18 protein-coding genes and 1 tRNA gene are annotated in these 18790 nt (G+C 39.0%); 1 reads left to right on the forward strand and 18 read right to left on the reverse strand.

Annotation, left to right across the window (positions count from 1 at the left end; all coding sequences use genetic code 11):
- Positions 1 to 92: 92 nt before the first annotated feature.
- The 13 genes from rnr to ACN6NE_RS09855 form a co-directional block, all read right to left on the reverse strand.
- Positions 93 to 2435, reverse strand: a complete 2343-nt coding sequence (rnr, locus tag ACN6NE_RS09795; RefSeq protein WP_013059695.1) for a ribonuclease R — start codon at positions 2433 to 2435, stop codon at positions 93 to 95.
- A gap of 38 nt (positions 2436 to 2473) precedes the next feature.
- Positions 2474 to 3214 carry an alpha/beta hydrolase gene (locus ACN6NE_RS09800; RefSeq protein WP_013059696.1) on the reverse strand — a complete coding sequence of 247 codons (741 nt, stop codon included), beginning with the start codon at positions 3212 to 3214 and terminating at the stop codon, positions 2474 to 2476.
- Positions 3215 to 3481: 267 nt separating this feature from the next.
- Complete coding sequence (gene secG, locus ACN6NE_RS09805; protein WP_014457843.1) at positions 3482 to 3715, reverse strand: preprotein translocase subunit SecG; 234 nt, start codon at positions 3713 to 3715, stop codon at positions 3482 to 3484.
- Between the two features lie 208 nt (positions 3716 to 3923).
- On the reverse strand, positions 3924 to 5219 hold the full coding sequence (gene eno / locus ACN6NE_RS09810; protein WP_013059698.1) for a phosphopyruvate hydratase: 1296 nt from the start codon (positions 5217 to 5219) through the stop codon (positions 3924 to 3926).
- A 24-nt stretch (positions 5220 to 5243) separates the two neighbouring features.
- Positions 5244 to 6776, reverse strand: coding sequence for a 2,3-bisphosphoglycerate-independent phosphoglycerate mutase (gene gpmI, locus ACN6NE_RS09815; RefSeq protein WP_129705346.1), 1533 nt, complete (start codon positions 6774 to 6776; stop codon positions 5244 to 5246).
- Entirely contained in the window at positions 6776 to 7531 is a 756-nt protein-coding gene (gene tpiA / locus ACN6NE_RS09820; protein ID WP_013059700.1) for a triose-phosphate isomerase, read from the reverse strand. The genes gpmI and tpiA overlap by 1 nt, the downstream gene beginning before the upstream one ends.
- Before the next feature lie 175 nt (positions 7532 to 7706).
- Positions 7707 to 8891 carry a phosphoglycerate kinase gene (locus ACN6NE_RS09825; protein WP_013059701.1) on the reverse strand — a complete coding sequence of 395 codons (1185 nt, stop codon included), beginning with the start codon at positions 8889 to 8891 and terminating at the stop codon, positions 7707 to 7709.
- Positions 8892 to 9200: 309 nt separating this feature from the next.
- On the reverse strand, positions 9201 to 10208 hold the full coding sequence (gap, locus tag ACN6NE_RS09830) for a type I glyceraldehyde-3-phosphate dehydrogenase (RefSeq protein WP_013059702.1): 1008 nt from the start codon (positions 10206 to 10208) through the stop codon (positions 9201 to 9203).
- Positions 10209 to 10254: 46 nt separating this feature from the next.
- Positions 10255 to 11283, reverse strand: coding sequence for a sugar-binding transcriptional regulator (locus ACN6NE_RS09835; RefSeq protein ID WP_013085386.1), 1029 nt, complete (start codon positions 11281 to 11283; stop codon positions 10255 to 10257).
- A gap of 132 nt (positions 11284 to 11415) precedes the next feature.
- Positions 11416 to 11664 (reverse strand): glutaredoxin family protein, encoded by a 249-nt coding sequence (locus ACN6NE_RS09840; protein ID WP_043977322.1) that lies wholly within the window; start codon positions 11662 to 11664, stop codon positions 11416 to 11418.
- 12 nt (positions 11665 to 11676) lie between these two features.
- Positions 11677 to 12987, reverse strand: a complete 1311-nt coding sequence (gene rpoN, locus ACN6NE_RS09845; RefSeq protein WP_116516502.1) for an RNA polymerase factor sigma-54 — start codon at positions 12985 to 12987, stop codon at positions 11677 to 11679.
- Between the two features lie 286 nt (positions 12988 to 13273).
- Positions 13274 to 13948: a hypothetical protein gene (locus ACN6NE_RS09850; RefSeq protein WP_474325273.1), complete on the reverse strand. Its 675-nt coding sequence runs from the start codon at positions 13946 to 13948 to the stop codon at positions 13274 to 13276.
- 201 nt (positions 13949 to 14149) lie between these two features.
- Positions 14150 to 14221: transfer RNA gene (locus tag ACN6NE_RS09855), tRNA-Arg, on the reverse strand.
- A 220-nt stretch (positions 14222 to 14441) separates the two neighbouring features.
- Here ACN6NE_RS09855 and clpP point away from each other — a divergent pair.
- Positions 14442 to 15029, forward strand: a complete 588-nt coding sequence (gene clpP / locus ACN6NE_RS09860; protein WP_013059707.1) for an ATP-dependent Clp endopeptidase proteolytic subunit ClpP — start codon at positions 14442 to 14444, stop codon at positions 15027 to 15029.
- Positions 15030 to 15062: 33 nt separating this feature from the next.
- Here clpP and ACN6NE_RS09865 read toward each other — a convergent pair whose 3' ends face one another.
- From ACN6NE_RS09865 to ACN6NE_RS09885, 5 genes are read right to left on the reverse strand one after another with little or no spacing between them, the layout of a single operon-like run.
- Entirely contained in the window at positions 15063 to 15317 is a 255-nt protein-coding gene (locus tag ACN6NE_RS09865; RefSeq protein ID WP_013059708.1) for an HPr family phosphocarrier protein, read from the reverse strand.
- Between the two features lie 28 nt (positions 15318 to 15345).
- Complete coding sequence (gene whiA, locus ACN6NE_RS09870; protein ID WP_013085390.1) at positions 15346 to 16290, reverse strand: DNA-binding protein WhiA; 945 nt, start codon at positions 16288 to 16290, stop codon at positions 15346 to 15348.
- Positions 16291 to 16323: 33 nt separating this feature from the next.
- On the reverse strand, positions 16324 to 17310 hold the full coding sequence (locus tag ACN6NE_RS09875; protein ID WP_474325274.1) for a gluconeogenesis factor YvcK family protein: 987 nt from the start codon (positions 17308 to 17310) through the stop codon (positions 16324 to 16326).
- Positions 17307 to 18200, reverse strand: coding sequence for an RNase adapter RapZ (gene rapZ / locus ACN6NE_RS09880; RefSeq protein ID WP_013059711.1), 894 nt, complete (start codon positions 18198 to 18200; stop codon positions 17307 to 17309). The genes ACN6NE_RS09875 and rapZ overlap by 4 nt, the downstream gene beginning before the upstream one ends.
- Before the next feature lie 41 nt (positions 18201 to 18241).
- On the reverse strand, positions 18242 to 18700 hold the full coding sequence (locus tag ACN6NE_RS09885) for an 8-oxo-dGTP diphosphatase (RefSeq protein WP_013059712.1): 459 nt from the start codon (positions 18698 to 18700) through the stop codon (positions 18242 to 18244).
- Between the last annotated feature and the right edge of the window lie 90 nt (positions 18701 to 18790).

The raw sequence follows: 18790 nt of genomic DNA on the forward strand, positions 1-18790 counted from the left end.
CTGTATGGAAATCTAAACAACAACTAAAACGTTTAATGGAGCTGTTTTGAAGCAGAAGGAATACCCTTCTGCTTCACTGCTGTCGATTTCGATTATTTACGCTTTTTCTTTTTGCGCTTAACATTTGGGGCACCCTCGAAGAATCTCTTTTTCTTTTTCTTCTTTGGCTTTTGAGTAGACCACTCTTCATTTTTGCTTCGGCTGCCCTCGCGACCTTTTCCTTTGTCATCTTTGCGTGACTTTTGTTTTGCTTTAATCACTTTAGGACGGTCTTTAGATAAGCGTTTGCGACTTTCTTTCATTCCTACAATAATAAAGTCAACTGAACGCTCGTCTTTATTCACATCGGCGACTTTCACTTCAATTTCGTCTCCAATTCGGAAGACATTGCCCGTTTTTTCTCCAATCATCGCATAGTGACGTTCGTCGTAACGATAATAGTCATCTGTTAAGTCACTGACGTGAACTAAACCTTCAATCGTATTTTCTAGCTCCACGAACATTCCAAAGTTAGTAACAGAGCTAATAATACCATTAAATACTTCCCCAACTTTATCAGCCATAAACTCAGCTTTTTTCATATCGTCCGTTTCCCGCTCAGCGTCAACTGAACGACGTTCCATATTAGAAGAATGCTCAGCAACATCAGGCAGAAGCTCGCGCCATTTTTCTTGCGTTTGCTGATCTGTTTTTCCTTCAATTAAATACGTGCGAATTAGACGATGAACGATTAAATCCGGATAACGACGGATTGGAGACGTAAAATGCGTATAGAACTCAGCTGATAAACCAAAGTGGCCTAAACTTTCTGCTTCATATTTCGCTTGTTTCATCGAACGAAGCATAACAGTTGAAATAACCATCTCTTCAGGCGTACCTTTTACTTCTTCTAAAATATCCTGTAGCGCACGCGGATGAATATCGTTTCCTGTTCCTTTCACCGTGTAACCAAAGTTTGTAATGAACTCTAAGAAACGAGTAAGCTTCTCTGCATCTGGATCTTCATGAATACGATAAATGAACGGTACGTTCATCCAGTGAAAATGTTCTGCTACTGTTTCATTCGCCGCTAGCATAAATTCTTCGATTAGCTTTTCAGCAACCGAACGTTCACGCAAAATAACATCGTGAGGATGGCCATCATCGTCTACTAATACTTTTGCTTCTTTGAAATCAAAATCAATGGCACCGCGATCCATTCTCTTTTTACGAAGAATAGCTGCCAGCTTTTCCATACGCTCAAACATCGGAACAATTGGCTCGTAGCGTTCTAACACTTCTTCGTCTTTATCCACTAAGATTTTGTTAACGTCTGAATACGTCATTCGTTCTGTCGTTTTGATGACACTTTCAAAAATCTCATGTTTCACTACTTCACCCTGTGGATCGATTTCCATCTCACAAGAAAGCGTAAAACGGTTAACTTTTGGATTTAATGAGCAAATTCCATTAGATAAACGGTGAGGAATCATCGGAATAACTCGGTCTACTAAATAGACGCTTGTTCCGCGCTCTGCTGCTTCTACATCAATCGGAGAACCTTCTTTAACGTAGTGACTTACATCTGCAATATGGACGCCTAATTTGTAGTTTCCATTTTCAAGCTCTGTAACCGTTACGGCGTCATCCAAATCTTTTGCATCTGCTCCGTCAATGGTTACAATAACTTGATCACGAAGATCGCGGCGGTTGCCGATATCTTTTTCGTCAATTGTTTCAGGTGTATCAATTGCTTGTGTTAAAGCATCAGCAGGAAATTCTTGAGGAAGACCGTGCTTATGGATAACAGAAATGATATCGATCCCCGGATCGTTTTTATGTCCAAGAATTTGAACAACTTTTCCTTCTGCGTTCATGCGGCCTTCCGGATAGGTTGTCAGTTCTACTACTACTTTATGGCCTTCAACTGCACCGTTTCTTGCTGCTTTGGGAATAAAGATATCACCTGCAATTTTTTTGTCATCCGCAATCACAAAGCCAAAATTTTTGCTTTGCGTATACGTACCTACAATTTGCTGGGTACCTCGTTCTAAGATTTTTACAATGGTTCCTTCACGACGAGCACCTGATGATTCTGATGACACTCTTGCAAGCACAATATCTCCGTGCATAGCATTGTTTGTTTCAGTAGGGGGAATAAATACATCACCCGCATCTTTTTCTTCAGGAACTACGAACGCAAACCCTTTTGCATGTCCGCTTACTTTCCCTTTGACAAAATTCATTTGTTCCGGCAGCCCGTAGCGATCGTTTCTTGCTCGGATAATTAAACCCTTCTCTTCCATAATAACAAGTGCCTTCACAAACTCTTTGAATGACTCTGCATCCTCAGTATTAAATTCTTTTGCAAGCTCTTGGACAGTCAAAGGTTTGTAATTATCCCTTTTCATAAAATCCAATATTTCATTTATATAGGGCTGATTTTCTTCTTTCACATCATGTCCCTCCTTTTTCTTTATTCGTATTATCTCTATCACCAATCAAGTGATTCCAAAAATGCATATACATCCTCGTGAAGCTGATCACGCTCTTTATCAAAGGTAATGGTATGACCAGATTCTTCGTACCATTTTATATCTTTTGTAGGAGACTCGACGCTATTATAAATAATATTGGCGCTGTCTGTATTAATCATATGATCATGACGACCTTGTACAACAAATGTCGGTGCATAAATCATATCAACTGAATTTCGCACTTCAGCGATTAATTCCTGTAAAGACTTTAATGTGTTCATTGGTGTTTGCTTGAACTCTTCCATTTCTTGTTCAATCTGTTCAGACGATTTACCTTCACGCTTTTTATATTCGCGTGCATACGCTAAAACACCTTCATACATGACTTCTTCACTCTTTATATACATAGGGGCGCACATAGGCACAATACCCTTTATAGGTACAGTGTAACCCAATTTCAGTGAAAATACGCCACCTAGTGAAAGACCTACAGCGGCAATACTTTCATGACCTTTGCTTTTCAAAAACTCATAGCCGTCCATGACATCTTTCCACCAATCTTTTGGACCAGTATGAACAAGTTCTTCAGGCGCTACGCCATGTCCTTTGTAATGAGGTGCGTGGCATGTGTATCCTTTTTTCTCTAAAAAACGACCTAACATACGAACATCAGCAGAATTTCCGGTAAAACCATGAAGTAATAAAACAGCTTTTTCGCCGCCTTCAAATGTAAATGGCTTTGGTTGTGCAATTTTCATATATCATTTAACTCCTTTTAGTTATAATATCTGCAGTCCTAATAGAAAAAAACATGTATTTATGTGACGGTCATCACATAACAAGAGATGTGACCATCAACTTTTACGCTTTTATACTATATTTAGTACTTTTTTCTAAAGCTATATTATATCATTACTTAAAAATGAAATTAAAGTATGCAACACGCCCATTAAAAAACCACCTAATACATAAGTTGGTATACACCAAGTACATATGCATTAGGTGGCAGTCTATCCAGTAACATATTAAAGTTTGAAATAAGATACAGCAAGTGTTAACGCAAAGAATAAGATAGATAACACTACTGTCAAACGGTGTAAAACTAAGTCAATTCCACGTGCTTTTTGTTTCCCAAATAACGTTTCAGCTCCACCGGAAATAGCTCCAGATAATCCAGTAGTTTTACTTGATTGTAAAACGACCACAACAATCAAAGCAATTGAAACAATCACTAGCAAAGTAATCAGCAATGTATGCACTAAGACACACCTCCTACACCAAGTAATAGTCAATCAGCGGGGTTTCTTCATCCCTTCTGATTGGCATTACCGGGGATAAAGTACGCGCACTACGCTAAGGTTAATTTATCATAAAAAACCCTCTCGTACAAGTAATGGCAGTGAAATACACCGGATTTTAACGTAAAAAAACGGATGACAATCGTCATCCGTTTTTTATACTTTCAACTTATTTTTTTAAGTTGTAGAAAGATTTAGCGCCATCGTATACAGCTAGAACACCTAGCTCGTCTTCGATGCGTAGTAATTGGTTGTATTTCGCAATACGATCTGTACGGCTCATAGAACCAGTTTTGATTTGACCAGCGTTTGTTGCAACAGCGATATCAGCGATTGTTGCATCTTCAGTTTCACCAGAACGGTGAGAAACTACTGCTGTGTAACCAGCACGTTTAGCCATTTCGATAGCTTCGAACGTTTCAGTTAATGTACCGATTTGGTTAACTTTGATAAGGATAGAGTTACCTACGCCTTGTTCGATACCTTGAGCAAGTTTTTTCGTGTTTGTTACGAATAGATCGTCACCAACAAGCTGTACTTTGCCGCCAATGCGCTCAGTTAATAGTTTGTGACCATCCCAGTCATTTTCGTCTAAACCGTCTTCGATTGAAACGATTGGGAATTCGTTAACTAACTGCTCATAGAAATCTACCATTTCAGCAGAAGTTACGCCTGTACGGCCTTCGCCTGCTAAGTCATATTTACCAGTTTCTTTGTTGAAGAACTCAGAAGAAGCTACGTCCATACCTAATTGGATGTCTTTACCAGCTTCGTAACCAGCTTTTGTGATTGCTTCTACGATTACTTCTAATGCTTCACGGTTAGAACCTAAGTTAGGAGCGAAACCACCTTCGTCACCTACAGCTGTGTTTAAGCCTTTAGCAGATAAAACAGATTTTAACGCGTGGAATACTTCAGCACCCATACGGATTGCTTCTTTGAATGTAGGAGCTCCTACAGGTAAGATCATGAATTCTTGGAAGTCAACGTTGTTATCAGCATGAGAACCACCGTTGATGATGTTCATCATTGGAGTTGGTAATTGCTTAGCGTTGAATCCACCAAGGTAACGGTATAATGGAAGACCTACGAAATCAGCTGCTGCGTGAGCTACTGCCATAGATACACCAAGAATAGCATTGGCACCTAATTTACCTTTGTTTTCAGTACCGTCTAACTCGATCATAAGGCGGTCAATACCGATTTGATCAGTTACGTCCATACCTACTAATTCAGGAGCGATAATTTCGTTTACGTTTTCTACTGCTTTTAATACACCTTTACCTAGGTAGCGAGATTTGTCACCATCGCGTAATTCTACTGCTTCGTATTCACCAGTAGAAGCACCACTTGGTACTAAAGCACGTCCGAAAGCGCCTGATTCAGTATATACTTCAACTTCAACTGTTGGGTTACCGCGAGAATCTAATACTTCGCGTGCATAAATGTCAAGAATTGCTGGCATTTTAAAACTCTCCTTTATAATTAATTATTTAATTAATGTTTTACCTGTCATTTCTTTTGGCTGTGCTACATCTAGAAGAGTAAGCATCGTAGGAGCTAGATCTCCTAGAATACCGTCTTCACGAAGCTCTAAGCCTTGTTTGGTTACGATTACTGGAACAGGATTCGTTGTATGAGCCGTCATTGGATTACCTTCAAGCGTAATCACTTCATCAGCATTACCATGGTCTGCTGTGATGATTGCTGTACCGCCTTTAGCTAAAATTGCATCTACGATTTTGCCTAAGCACTCATCTACTGTTTCAATCGCTTTTACTGTTGGTTCTAACATACCTGAATGGCCAACCATATCAGGATTTGCAAAGTTTAATAAAATAGCGTCTTGCTTATCGCCTTCGATTTCTGCAAGCAACGCGTCCGTCACTTCATAAGCACTCATCTCAGGTTTCAAGTCATATGTTGCTACTTTTGGTGAATCGATTAAGATACGTGTTTCACCAGGAAACTCTGCTTCACGTCCACCGCTCATAAAGAACGTTACGTGAGGATATTTTTCTGTCTCGGCAATACGAAGCTGCTTTAAGCTATTTTGAGATAATACTTCACCAAGCGTGTTATCCAAGTTAATTGGCTTAAAGGCTACATATCCGTCAACTGTTTCGCTGAAGTGAGTTAAACATACAAAATGTAAGTTTTTCGGATGTTTTTCACCACGATCAAATGAACGGAAATCTTCGTTTGCGAACGTATTTGAAATTTGAATTGCGCGATCCGGACGGAAGTTGTAGAAAATAACTGCATCTTCGTCTTGAATTGTCGCAACTGGCGATCCGTCTTCTTTTGTAATAACAGAAGGTAAAACGAATTCGTCATAGATTCCATTTTCATACGAATCTTTTACGCACTCTTCAGCGCTTGTATATGATGGACCTTCGCCGTACACCATTGCGCGGTATGATTTCTCTACGCGCTCCCAGCGTTTGTCGCGGTCCATTGAGTAGTAACGTCCTGAAAGTGTTGCAATTTCACCAACGCCGTACTCTTCAATTTTTTCATTAAGTTCTTTTAAATACGTTTCAGCAGATTGAGGTGCTACATCACGACCATCTAAGAAGCCATGAATGTAGACTTTTTCTAAGCCTTCACTCTTAGCTAGACGCAATAATGCATATAGATGTTCGATATGACTGTGTACACCGCCATCAGATAAAAGCCCGAAAAGATGAAGATTTGTACCCTTTTCTTTTGCGTGCTTTACAGCTGCTAGAAGCGTTTCGTTTTGTTCAAACTCGCCTTCACGAATTGCTACGTTTACACGAGTTAAGCTTTGGTACACAATTCGGCCTGCGCCGATGTTTAAGTGACCTACTTCAGAGTTACCCATTTGGCCTTCTGGTAAGCCTACAGCTTCTCCAGACGCCTGAAGTGTAGCATGAGGATACTCGTTCCAGAAACGGTCGAAGTTTGGTTTTTTTGCATGTGTTACCGCATTACCTTTATCTTCATCGCGTAATGCAAAACCATCTAAGATGATTAATGCTACTGGCTTTTTACTCATTACTTACCAGCCTCCAAAAGCTGTAAGAAAGAATCTGCTTCTAAGCTTGCTCCACCTACTAAAGCTCCGTCAATGTCTGATTGAGACATATATTCTTTAATATTAGCAGGTTTTACGCTACCGCCGTATTGAATACGTACAGCATCTGCAACATCTTGAGAGAATTGTTCTGCAACAACGCTACGGATGTATGCACAAACTTCGTTTGCACCTTCAGCAGTTGAAGATTTACCTGTACCGATTGCCCAGATTGGCTCATATGCGATAACCGTTTGTTTTACTTGCTCATCAGTTAGACCAGCTAATGCTTTTTGTACTTGATTAGCTACAACTGTTTTTGTTTGATCTTGTTCGTACTCTTCGTTTGTTTCACCGCAGCAAACGATTGGTGTTAAACCGTGTTTGAATGCAGCGATTGTTTTTTGGTTTACTGTTTCGTCCGTTTCAGCAAACATTTCACGACGCTCAGAGTGTCCTAAAATGACATAGTTCACACCTAAGTCTGCTAAAGCAACAGGGCTCACTTCTCCAGTGAACGCACCGTTTTCTTCAAAGTGCATGTTTTGTGCACCAATTTTTAAGTCTGTGCCTTTAGTCGCTTCTACTAAACGATCTAAAAATAGTGCAGGTGCACATACTACTGATTCTACGCTTTCAGGAGATGGTACTGCTCCTTTTACTTCTTCAACAAAGCTAGTTGCTTCAGAAAGTACTTTGTTCATTTTCCAGTTTCCTGCAATAATTGGTTTACGCATGTATAACACCGTCCTTTGTTTATTGTGGGTTTTCCCTTCACGCGTTAGATGTCCAAGAGGGTGCTGTTAAAAGTGATTCGGTCCCTTTTATCTCTTGGTCATCCATCTTCGCTGCTTGATAATTTTCTATATTATCAGTCGTCAGGTCGGTCCTCCGTCTTACTGAAACATAAACTTACTTATCGTTTAATGCAACTACGCCTGGAAGTTCTTTACCTTCCATAAACTCTAGTGACGCACCGCCACCTGTAGAAATATGGCTCATTTTATCAGCTAAGTTGAATTTTTCAACAGCTGCTGCAGAGTCTCCTCCGCCGATTACTGAATATGTGTCAGTTGCTTCTGCTAAAGCTTCTGCTACTGCTTTTGTTCCGTTAGCAAATGCGTCTAATTCAAATACACCCATTGGTCCATTCCAAATAACTAACTTAGAGTTTTTGATTACGTCAGCATAGATTTCACGCGTTTTCGGTCCTGCGTCTAAGCCTTCCCAATCGCTTGGAATATCTTCAATTGATACAACTTGAATATTAGCATCATTTGAGAAGTCATCTGCTACTACCACGTCCACCGGCATGTAGAAGTTTACTCCGTTTTTCTTAGCTTTTTCCATGAAAGATTTTGCAAGTTCAATCTTGTCTTCTTCAAGAAGTGATTTACCTACTTCATGGCCTAGTGCCTTAATAAATGTGTAAGAAAGTCCTCCACCGATGATTAAGTTATCTACTTTATCAAGCAAGTGGTCAATTACACCGATTTTGTCTTTAACTTTTGCTCCACCAACGATTGCAGTAAATGGACGTTCTGGGTTTGATAATGCTTTTGAAAGCACATCAAGCTCTTTTTCCATTAAGAAACCTGCTACTGCTGGAATATGTTGTGCAATTCCTTCTGTTGAAGCATGCGCACGGTGAGCTGCACCGAATGCATCGTTTACGTACACGTCTGCTAATTCAGCAAATGCTTTTGCTAATTCAGGATCGTTTTTCTCTTCACCTGGGTAAAAACGTACGTTTTCAAGTACTAAAACATCGCCTTCGCTCATACCGTCGATTGTTTTCTTTACTTCTTCGCCAAAAGCTTCGTCAGCTTTTGCAACGTCTTTACCAAGAAGAGCTTGTAAACGTTCTGCAACAGCATTTAGACGTAACTCTTCAACAACTTCGCCTTTTGGACGTCCAAGATGGCTAGCTAAAATTACTTTTGCACCTTGTTCTACTAAATATTGAATAGTAGGAATAGCTGCACGAATACGAGTTTCGTCTGTTACTTTTCCGTCTTTCATTGGTACGTTAAAGTCTACGCGACAAAATACTCGCTTTCCTTTTACATCGATGTCTTTCAACGTTTTTTTGTTCATCGTTAAAAGGCCTCCTTAAGTATTTATGGTACTAAGCAAGTAGGCTTCTATGTAATCATCAATCCACAAACCACCGTACATTTCATTTTATATATTGGCGCCTTTCTATATAAAGTGAAACTCCAGTTAGCTGCTTATGACGCTTTTTCATGTAGAAGCCAATACATAAATCAAGGAAGAGGGGGTATGCCCCTCTCTTCCTTAGCAAGTCTTATTATAGTCGTTCTATTTTCAGATATCCAATAAAAAAGGAAAGTCTAGTCGATTTCTGTCTTATTGAATAAAATAGAAGCGAATTTTAAGTTATTCTTATAGTCCTTTAGCAGCGATGTATTGAGCAAGGTCTACTACACGGTTAGAATATCCGCTCTCGTTGTCGTACCAAGAGATAACTTTAACCATGTTACCTTCCATTACCATTGTAGATAATGCATCGATTGTAGAAGAGTTGATGTTACCATTGTAGTCACCAGATACTAGTGGCTCTTCGCTGTAACCAAGGATACCTTTAAGATCGCCTTCAGCAGCTTCTTTAAGAGCGTTGTTTACATCCTCAACAGTTACTTCTTTGTCAAGTTCAGCAACTAAGTCTACTAAAGAAACGTTTGGAGTCGGAACACGCATAGCTCCACCGTTTAATTTACCTTTTAATTCAGGTAATACTAGAGATACAGCTTTAGCAGCACCAGTTGAAGTTGGGATGATGTTTTCAGCAGCTGCACGAGCACGACGGTAATCTTTGTGTGGTAAGTCTAAGATTTGTTGGTCGTTTGTGTAAGAGTGAACTGTTGTCATCATTCCGCGTTTAAGACCGAACTTGTCATTTAACACTTTAGCAAATGGCGCTAAGCAGTTAGTTGTACAAGAAGCGTTTGAAATTACGTTGTGGTTAGCCGCATCGTATTTGTCTTCGTTAACACCCATTACGATTGTGATATCTTCGTCAGATGCTGGAGCAGAGATGATTACTTTTTTAGCTCCTGCTTCTAAGTGTTTCGCAGCGTCAGCGCGTTTTGTGAAGAATCCAGTAGATTCAACAACGATTTCTACGCCTTGTTTGCCCCAAGATAATTGAGCTGGGTCACGTTCAGCAGAGATTTCGATTGTTTTACCGTTTACTACTAAGTTGCTACCATCTACTACTACTTCTGCATCTAATTTTCCGTGTACAGAATCATATTTTAAAAGGTGAGCAAGCATGTTAGCATCTGTTAAGTCGTTAATTGCTACTACTTCAACGTTATCATTTTTTAAAGCTGCACGGAATACGTTACGGCCGATACGACCAAATCCGTTAATACCAATTTTTACTGCCATGGGTATTTCCTCCTTGAATGTAAAAAGTATTTTTTTATATGAGGGATTAATTAAAATCCCTTACTAACTCTTTTGCGGCGCCTTCATCTGTAATAAGAATCGAATCATGCGCTTGTTGCATAAACGCTTTAATTGCCTTTGCTTTTGATGAACCTCCTGCAACAGCAATAACACATTTATTGTTCTTTAAATCATCGAGTTGTATGCCAACTGTTTTAACTTTATGAACAACTTCGCCTTGATGATTAAAATAATATCCAAATGCCTCACCTACAGCATGTCCATTTTTCACTTTTTCTAAGTCTGCTTGTGGTGTTTTACGGCGTTCTGCCATTGTCATAGCGTCTCCTATTCCGTGAACAACCATACCAGCGGACTTAATTAAATGAAGCATGTCTTTAATAGATGGTTCACCGATAATGGATCGGTATGCTTCATCACTAAGCTGATCTGGAACATGAAGCAAGCGATAGTGACTCATGGACTTTTCAGCCATCTTAGCACAAATCGTATTTGCTTGGTTTTGTACATTTTCACCTAGCCCTCCGCGAGCAGGTACAAAAAGTACATCAGGGTGTTTTAAATCAGGTGTCATCATTTCAGCAACGGCGGCAAGCGTGGTACCACCTGTAACAGCAACGGTATTTTTTTTACCAACAAGGCGCTCCTTGATACACGAAACAGATGCTCGACCCATTTCATTTTTGACCCAAGGAGACTGATCACTATCTCCAGATACAACAACAACTTCTGATAAAGAAAACGCCTCTTTTAATGTTGTTTCCAATAATCGAAGTCCTGAAACTTCCTTCATTACTTCTTCTAATTCAGCCAGAAGGAGTTCTCCCTCATTTGTAAGCGTCATTCCACTAGGGTAAATATCAATCAAATCTTGTTCTTTTAAGAATGTTACTTCGCTTCGTAACACACGCTCTGTTAGCCCAAGGCTTACAGCTAAGTTTCTGCGGCCAATCGGCTGCATTAAACGTATGTATTGCAAGATTTGATAGCGCTTTTGCATAACTGAGAGAAGTTCAGGTAATAATTTTCGTTGTACTTCTATTAAAGAACGCATGTTAAAATCCCCTTAAGGCATAAACTCGCTGGACACATTTTGTCCCGTATAGACATATTATGTCCCACCTTGCGCAAAAAAATTCACCCTGCTACAAAATCTATTCTAACAGGAGTGAATCCTTTATTCAACTCATGTGTTGCCTATTTTTAAAAGTAAGCGTTTTCTTAACGGAATACCTGTTATTTTTCCATATTCCACTTCTTCTCCATCCATTTCTACTACAGGAATGGCAAGGTGATACTTTTCCAGCCACTCATCGTTTTTGTAAATATCTCGTTCAATAAGCTGAAAGGGAAACTCCGACTGCAGCTCTGCAAGCAGCTTCTTTGCATCATCGCATAAGTGACAGCCATTTTTGGTATACAGTACGACTTCCACATTCCCACTCCTTTACTGCGTGACAAAAAGTTTTCGTTGACTGGATGGTAGAACGTTTAATTGATCTCGATATTTGGCTACCGTTCTTCTTGAAATAGTAACGTTATAATTGCTTTGCAAAACGTTAGCCAACTGCTGATCTGAAAGCGGACGCTGTTTGTTTTCTTCTGCTACTAGCTTTTTAAGCAGTTCTTTTACGTGAGTTGTAGAAGTCGCTTCGTTGTTGCCCAGTTGAATACTAGTTGAGAAAAAAGATTTCATTGAAAAGGTGCCAAAAGGCGTTTGAATATATTTGTGCCGAGTAGCACGGCTAATCGTTGATTCATGCACAGACGTTTGTTCCGCTACTTCCTTCATTGTTAACGGCTTCAAATACGAAGGACCCTTTTTAAAAAATGCTTCTTGTTCAACGAGTAAGGTATTCATTAATGCGTTTAATGTATCTTTGCGTGTGTGTAAACTTTTCATAATCCATTGGAATTCACGATATTTCTCTTGCAAATAAGAAAACATTTCTTGGTTCTGCCTATTTTTCAGCTGAAGTTTGTATTGTTCATTCACTGAAAGCCGAGGTTCCAAATCCTCATTTGCATAAGCAACGACATTTCCATCTTCAATTTTTACAATAAAATCCGGTACAATGAATCGTTCATTGGACTTCATATAAAACGATCCAGGACGAGGATTTAATTTCTTAATCTGTTCATGTAATTGTTGAAGAGCTTCAAGTGAGATTTGACATAACTTTGAGATTTTCATCCATTTTTTATACGCAAATTCCTCAAAGTGATGTGTCAAAATTTGCTCTATTTTTTCTGTCCATTGATTGCTTCTTTTTAATTGAAGCATTAAGCACTCTTGTAAACTTCTTGCCCCTACTCCTGCCGGGTCCATCTGCTGCACAAGCTGAAGAGCCTTTTCAACCTGCTCTTGACCTTGGCCAAGCTGGTTAGCAAGTATGATTAACTCATCGTGCAAATAGCCAGCATCATCCAGACTATGAATAACAAACTCAACGGCTGCCTGCTCACATTCATCTAATTTTAATAATGCGGATTGATTCATTAAATGTTCGTACAGCGTTTCTTTAGGAGCTGGTATACTGCTCATATAATCTGTTGAATCAGAAGTTGCATGATTTTTTTGATTGTGAGATGTATAGACGGGCAGCTCTGAAAAATCTATAAGCGGATTTTGAAGCGCCTGCTCATGTAAAAACGCTACAATATCCATCGATGAATATTGTAAAAGAGAAATAGCTTGTGATAATTCTTTTGACATCGTCAGCTTTAACGACTGCTGCTGAAATAATCCAATCTCCATTATTTCTCCCCTCCCCTTCATCTATTTTACTATAAAAACGCTTTCAAAGAGCATGTAACTATTTTTTATATGTAATTTTTTCATCAAAAAATCTCCGTCAACCTTTGTTAACGAAGCGGTTCATCCTATTTTTAATTACTAACCATCAAAAAAGCAATAGAGCTATGCACCTTTATAACTTTTCATTATAATTCGCCCCAACCACATGATCCGAGCAATAATCCAACATGACGGTTTCTTCGTCATGTCGAATTTTCTGCATGTGTATAATATATAGAAGAATTGCTTATTGAATGGTTTGTGCCATTTGCATAAACTTGTCCAAGTTTTCTTCGTCATTTTTCGTGAAGATGGTTAGCTTCATTGGTTTCTTTCCTTTAACCAACACGGCGTTTACCGTATGATCGCCAGATGTGGCTTCATACCAAACAGAATCTTTGAAGATTCCATTCTCTTCAAGATTCTTTTTCTCTGCTGCATTTTTATTAACTGCTGTTGCCGTTTGTTTAACAGATTGAGCAGCGTCGTCCATCGATGCTTCTGATGAAAGCATTTCAATACGCATAAATTGAGAATCATCTGAAGTTAATACTAATACATCTTTTCCTGGTTCTTCACCCGTTAGTTTATAACCGTCCATTACTTGAATAGAATAATCTTGTTCTGGGCTTTTTGTTAGTTTTGTTTCTGAAGAAGAGGTTGACTGTCCATCTTCTGCTGTTTCGCTAGTTGATGATTGACTTCCTGAAGGTTTGGCTGAGACCTCGGAAGAATCCGCATCTTTTTTCGAATCTTCTTTTGCAGCGCCTGATGTTTGATCAGATTTAGAAGCTGTATCCTGCTGAACATTTTCTGCTTGATCATTAGACTTCGGCTGAGCAGAATCTTCGTTCGTCCCGCATGCAGACAGCAATAGTGCTACCGATGCACTGACAATGAAAAGTTTGTTCATATATTTCATATTTATTCCTCCTCCGTGTTTCTTTTCCTTATATACTGTTTTATAGTATTCTGACAAATTCCGCAACCGGTACAATGGAATTAATTTCTTGCTTCCTTACGCGTATAAAGGGTTACAGGAGAAAAATAAATATTATTTTTTAAGAATATGAGCCTTTTTACTCAAAATAAAAAACGTTGCGTAATCCGCAACGTTTTAAGACGCCCTCGACAGGATTCGAACCCACCCTAAGAGAACCGGAATCTCTTGTGCTATCCACTACACTACGAGGGCATATTTGTCACAACTTCCATTATAGGAGAGAAAACTTCTCTTTTCAATAGAATACTACGTTTATTTTTTTTAGAAGGGGGAAAAATTTTAATAATGTCAAAGAGGAATACATAGTCTTTTAAGCGAATATGTGTAGTAGAGGTTCTTTTGTTTGACCTTTATTGACCATACGTGTATTATAGGTACATAACAAATTATTCTTGTTAAGGAGGAATTTAATATGAACTTAATTCCTACAGTTATTGAACAAACAAACCGTGGTGAACGTGCTTATGACATTTATTCACGTTTATTAAAAGACCGCATTATTATTTTAGGTAGTGCTATTGACGATAATGTAGCTAACTCAATCGTTTCTCAGCTTCTATTCTTAGCTGCTGAAGACCCAGAAAAAGATATCTCACTTTATATCAACAGTCCAGGTGGCTCTATTACAGCTGGAATGGCTATCTACGATACGATGCAATTCATTAAGCCAAAAGTTTCTACAATTTGTATCGGTATGGCTGCATCAATGGGTGCTTTCTTACTGGCTGCTGGTGAAAAGGGCAAACGTTTTGCTCTTCCAAACAGCGAAGTAATGATTCATCAACCTCTTGGTGGTGCTCAAGGACAAGCTACTGAAATCGAAATTGCGGCAAAACGTATTCTATTCTTACGCGAAAAACTAAATTCAATTTTAGCTGAGCGTACAGGTCAACCTTTAGAAGTGCTACAACGTGATACAGATCGTGATAATTTCATGACTGCTGAACGCGCTTTAGAATACGGTCTAATTGACAAAGTATTAGAAAACGACCCTAAATAAAAAAAAGCCTTTCCCGCAACGGGAAAGGCTTTTTTATGCATCGTTCTCTACGTAAGCTACTAACGCATCCATTGCTTCTTTTTCGTCTACCCCTTCAACGATGAGCGTAATAAGAGAACCATTATTAATCGCTAAGCTCATTAACCCCATGATACTTTTAGCGTTGACTACTTTCTCATCTTTCTTCAAGTACACATCAGATGTAAAACGAGTTGCTTCTTGCACAAATAGTGCCGCAACACGAGCTTGTAATCCCGTTTTTAATTTTACTTCTACTTGTTTTTCCATGATAAAATCCTCCCCCTTGCAATTCCCCTTATGTGACTGGCTGACCGGCGCGAAGCTTGTCTGCTATTTGGTCAATTTTACGCAACCGATGGTTAATGCCCGATTTGCTAATTTGACCTCCAGATACCATCTCACCAAGCTCCTTTAACGTAACGTCTTGGTATTCCACACGCAAACGAGCAATTTCTCTTAGCTTTTCTGGTAAGATGTCTAATCCAGCTGTTTCATCAATATAACGAATGTTTTCCACTTGACGAATAGCCGCTCCGATCGTTTTATTTAAGTTAGCTGTTTCACAATTAACTAAGCGATTAACGGAATTTCGCATATCTCGGACGATTCTTACATCCTCAAACCGTAAAAGAGCGTTATGGGCTCCAATGATATTTAGAAACTCCGTAATTTTTTCAGCTTCTTTCAAATAGTTAATATAGCCTTTTTTCCGTTCTAATGTTTTACTATTCAATTGAAATTCGTTCATTAAATTGCATAAAGCTTCGTTGTGCTCTTCATACAATGAAAAGATTTCAAGATGGTACGATGATGTCTCTGGGTTATTAATAGAACCGCCGGCTAAAAATGCGCCTCTTAAGTAGGATCGCTTACAGCATTTCTTTTGTACTAGCTCTGGTGAAATACGATGTGTAAACGTGAATCCTTCTTCTACAATTTTTAAGTCTTCCAAAAGCATTCTCGTTTTCTCTACTAATCGAACAATATACACATTGTTTTTCTTCAACCGCATTTTCTTACGCACAAGCAGTTCTACTGACACATCATAATTTTTCTTAAGCAGGACATAAATGCGTCGAGCAATCGCTGCGTTTTCTGTTTGAACATCAACTGTGAATTTTTTATTCGAAAAAGAAAGTGAACCATTCATTCGAATTAATGCAGAAAGCTCTGCTTTTGCACAGCAATCTTTGACTTCTAAATTCGTTAACTCTTTTTTTGTTTCTGATGCAAATGACATAACTTCACCTCCAATCTACATACGGAAATAGTGTTAAACACCCGTATTCGCTTTACCTTGCAGCGATATCAGCATAGAATACACAAGCTTTGCTACTTTTTTTGTATCATGCCTAATTACGCTGCCGTCATACTGAATAATTTGATCTTCAATCACTTCTAAACCTAATTTTAGCAATACTTCACGATCATATTCTACAGGCTGAGCCTGCTCTACTTGATATTTCTTTTTCAAAGGTGCTGGAATAGGTGCATTATTGACGATAATCGCATCTAAAAATGCACACGGCATATGATTGTAAAGCGCTTTAATATGATCACTTGCCTTGAAGCCCAATGTCTCACCCGGCTGCGTCATCACGTTGCATACGTACACTTTCTTTGCTTTTGTCGAACAAAGCTCGTTACAAATATCCTGCACCAGTAAATTCGGCAAAATACTTGTATAAAGACTTCCGGGCCCCAATACAATTAAATCAGCGCGTCGAATCGCTTTTATTGTCTCGACAAGCGGTTTCACATCGGCGGGCGATAAAAATACTTTATTAATTTTTTTATTAACTTCTGGAATTTTAGATTCACCTGTTACGATGGATCCATCTTGCATCTCCGCATGCAGCACAACACTTTGATTAGCTGCTGGAAGTACTTTCCCTCTGACGTTTAGTACTTTGCTCATTTCTCGTATAGCATGCACAAAATCGCCAGTAATAGACGTCATAGCTGCAAGCAACAAATTGCCAAGAGAATGGCCTGTAAGCTCATTTCCTGTATCAAATCGATGCTGAAAAAGCTCTTCAACTAGTGGCTCTACATCAGATAAAGCAACTAGCACATTTCGAATATCACCAGGAGCAGGGATTTCAAGTTCATCGCGCAATCGGCCAGAACTTCCCCCGTCGTCTGCTACGGTTACGATGGCTGTAAGATCAAGAGGGTATTCCTTCAACCCTCTTAACAGCACTGGTAAACCCGTTCCTCCCCCAATGACGACAACTTTTGGAAGCTGTTCACTGCTCATCTATGATTTTCCTTTCTCCTCTCAATGTCACGATGAGAAATATGAGTTTTGTATTCATTCTGGAAATGGTGACCTAAATATTCAGCTAATGTGACGGAGCGATGCTGTCCGCCTGTGCATCCTATAGCAATGACCAGCTGGCTTTTACCTTCTCGCTTGTACTGTGGAAGCATAAACGAAAGTAAGTCTACTACTTTTTCAATGAACTTTTGAGTTTCCGTCCATTTTAATACGTAAGAAGAAACCTCTTCTTCAAGCCCTGTTTTAGGACGCATATGGTCAATGTAGTGAGGGTTTGGCAAAAAGCGCACATCAAAGACTAAATCAGCGTCAATAGGTACACCATATTTAAAACCAAACGACATCACATTAACAGTAAAAACCTGTGAAGCGTGCGACGAAAACTGAGTTAAAATCTTTTCTCTAAGCTCTCTTGGTTTTAACTCTGACGTCTCATAAATAAGCTGAGCTCTTCCCTTTAACTCCTCAAGAAGCTCACGTTCCATACCAATTCCTTCCAAAGGTAAACCCGAAGGAGCTAGCGGATGTGAACGTCTCGTTTCTTTATAGCGCGTCACCAATACAGAATCTTTTGCATCTAAAAATAAAATTTGTGGCGTGACCCACGTTGTTTCACTCATGTTATCTAATGCTTCAAACAGGCTTTCAAAAAACTCTCTGCCTCGCAAGTCCATAACAAGAGCAACTTTATTCATTTTATTCCCTGACTCTTTCATGAGTTCTAAAAATTTCGGTAGCAATGTAGGGGGTAAATTATCTACACAAAAGAACCCTAAATCTTCAAAACTCTGAATTGCTACTGTTTTTCCTGCACCTGACATTCCAGTAATAATCACTAATTGAATATCGCTTACAGACCCAGTACTCATTTTCCATCCCCCTCAATCTATGCATACATGTCTATTTATCATTAACAAGGATCAATTCGATAAGATAATAACTCGAAATCCGTTGTATACGTAAAGTTGCCATAAATAACACCCGACCCTTTTGCTACATAATCGATAATGTGATGATCTCCCGGTGCCATCGGCAATTCACTTACTTCACTCAAATTATGCCAACCGAGTTTGCCTTCTTCTGATTCTAGCACATTTGTCCCATCAAAATCTGTAGCAAAAAAAGTAAACATCATCCATTCAGATGAAATTTGATCGTTTTCTTTCATCGTAAAAGTAAAGATACCTTTTACAGTGGGATTTTTCAAATAAATTCCCGTTTCTTCACGAAATTCTCTTACAACAGAGTCTTTTACAGATTCTCCTTGCTCCATTTTCCCACCCGGGGCCACCCACCAGTTTCTTCGTGGCTTTTGAAGCAACAATACTTTATCGTCTTTCATTAATACACAATTTGTGACCCTTTGCATGTTTTCCACCTCATCATATGTATACTGACATTTTCTTTTATTATACTACGAAACAAACTTCTCTCACAACGGAGATGAACTAACTATTAC

The organism is Priestia sp. 53B2 (assembly GCF_056099005.1).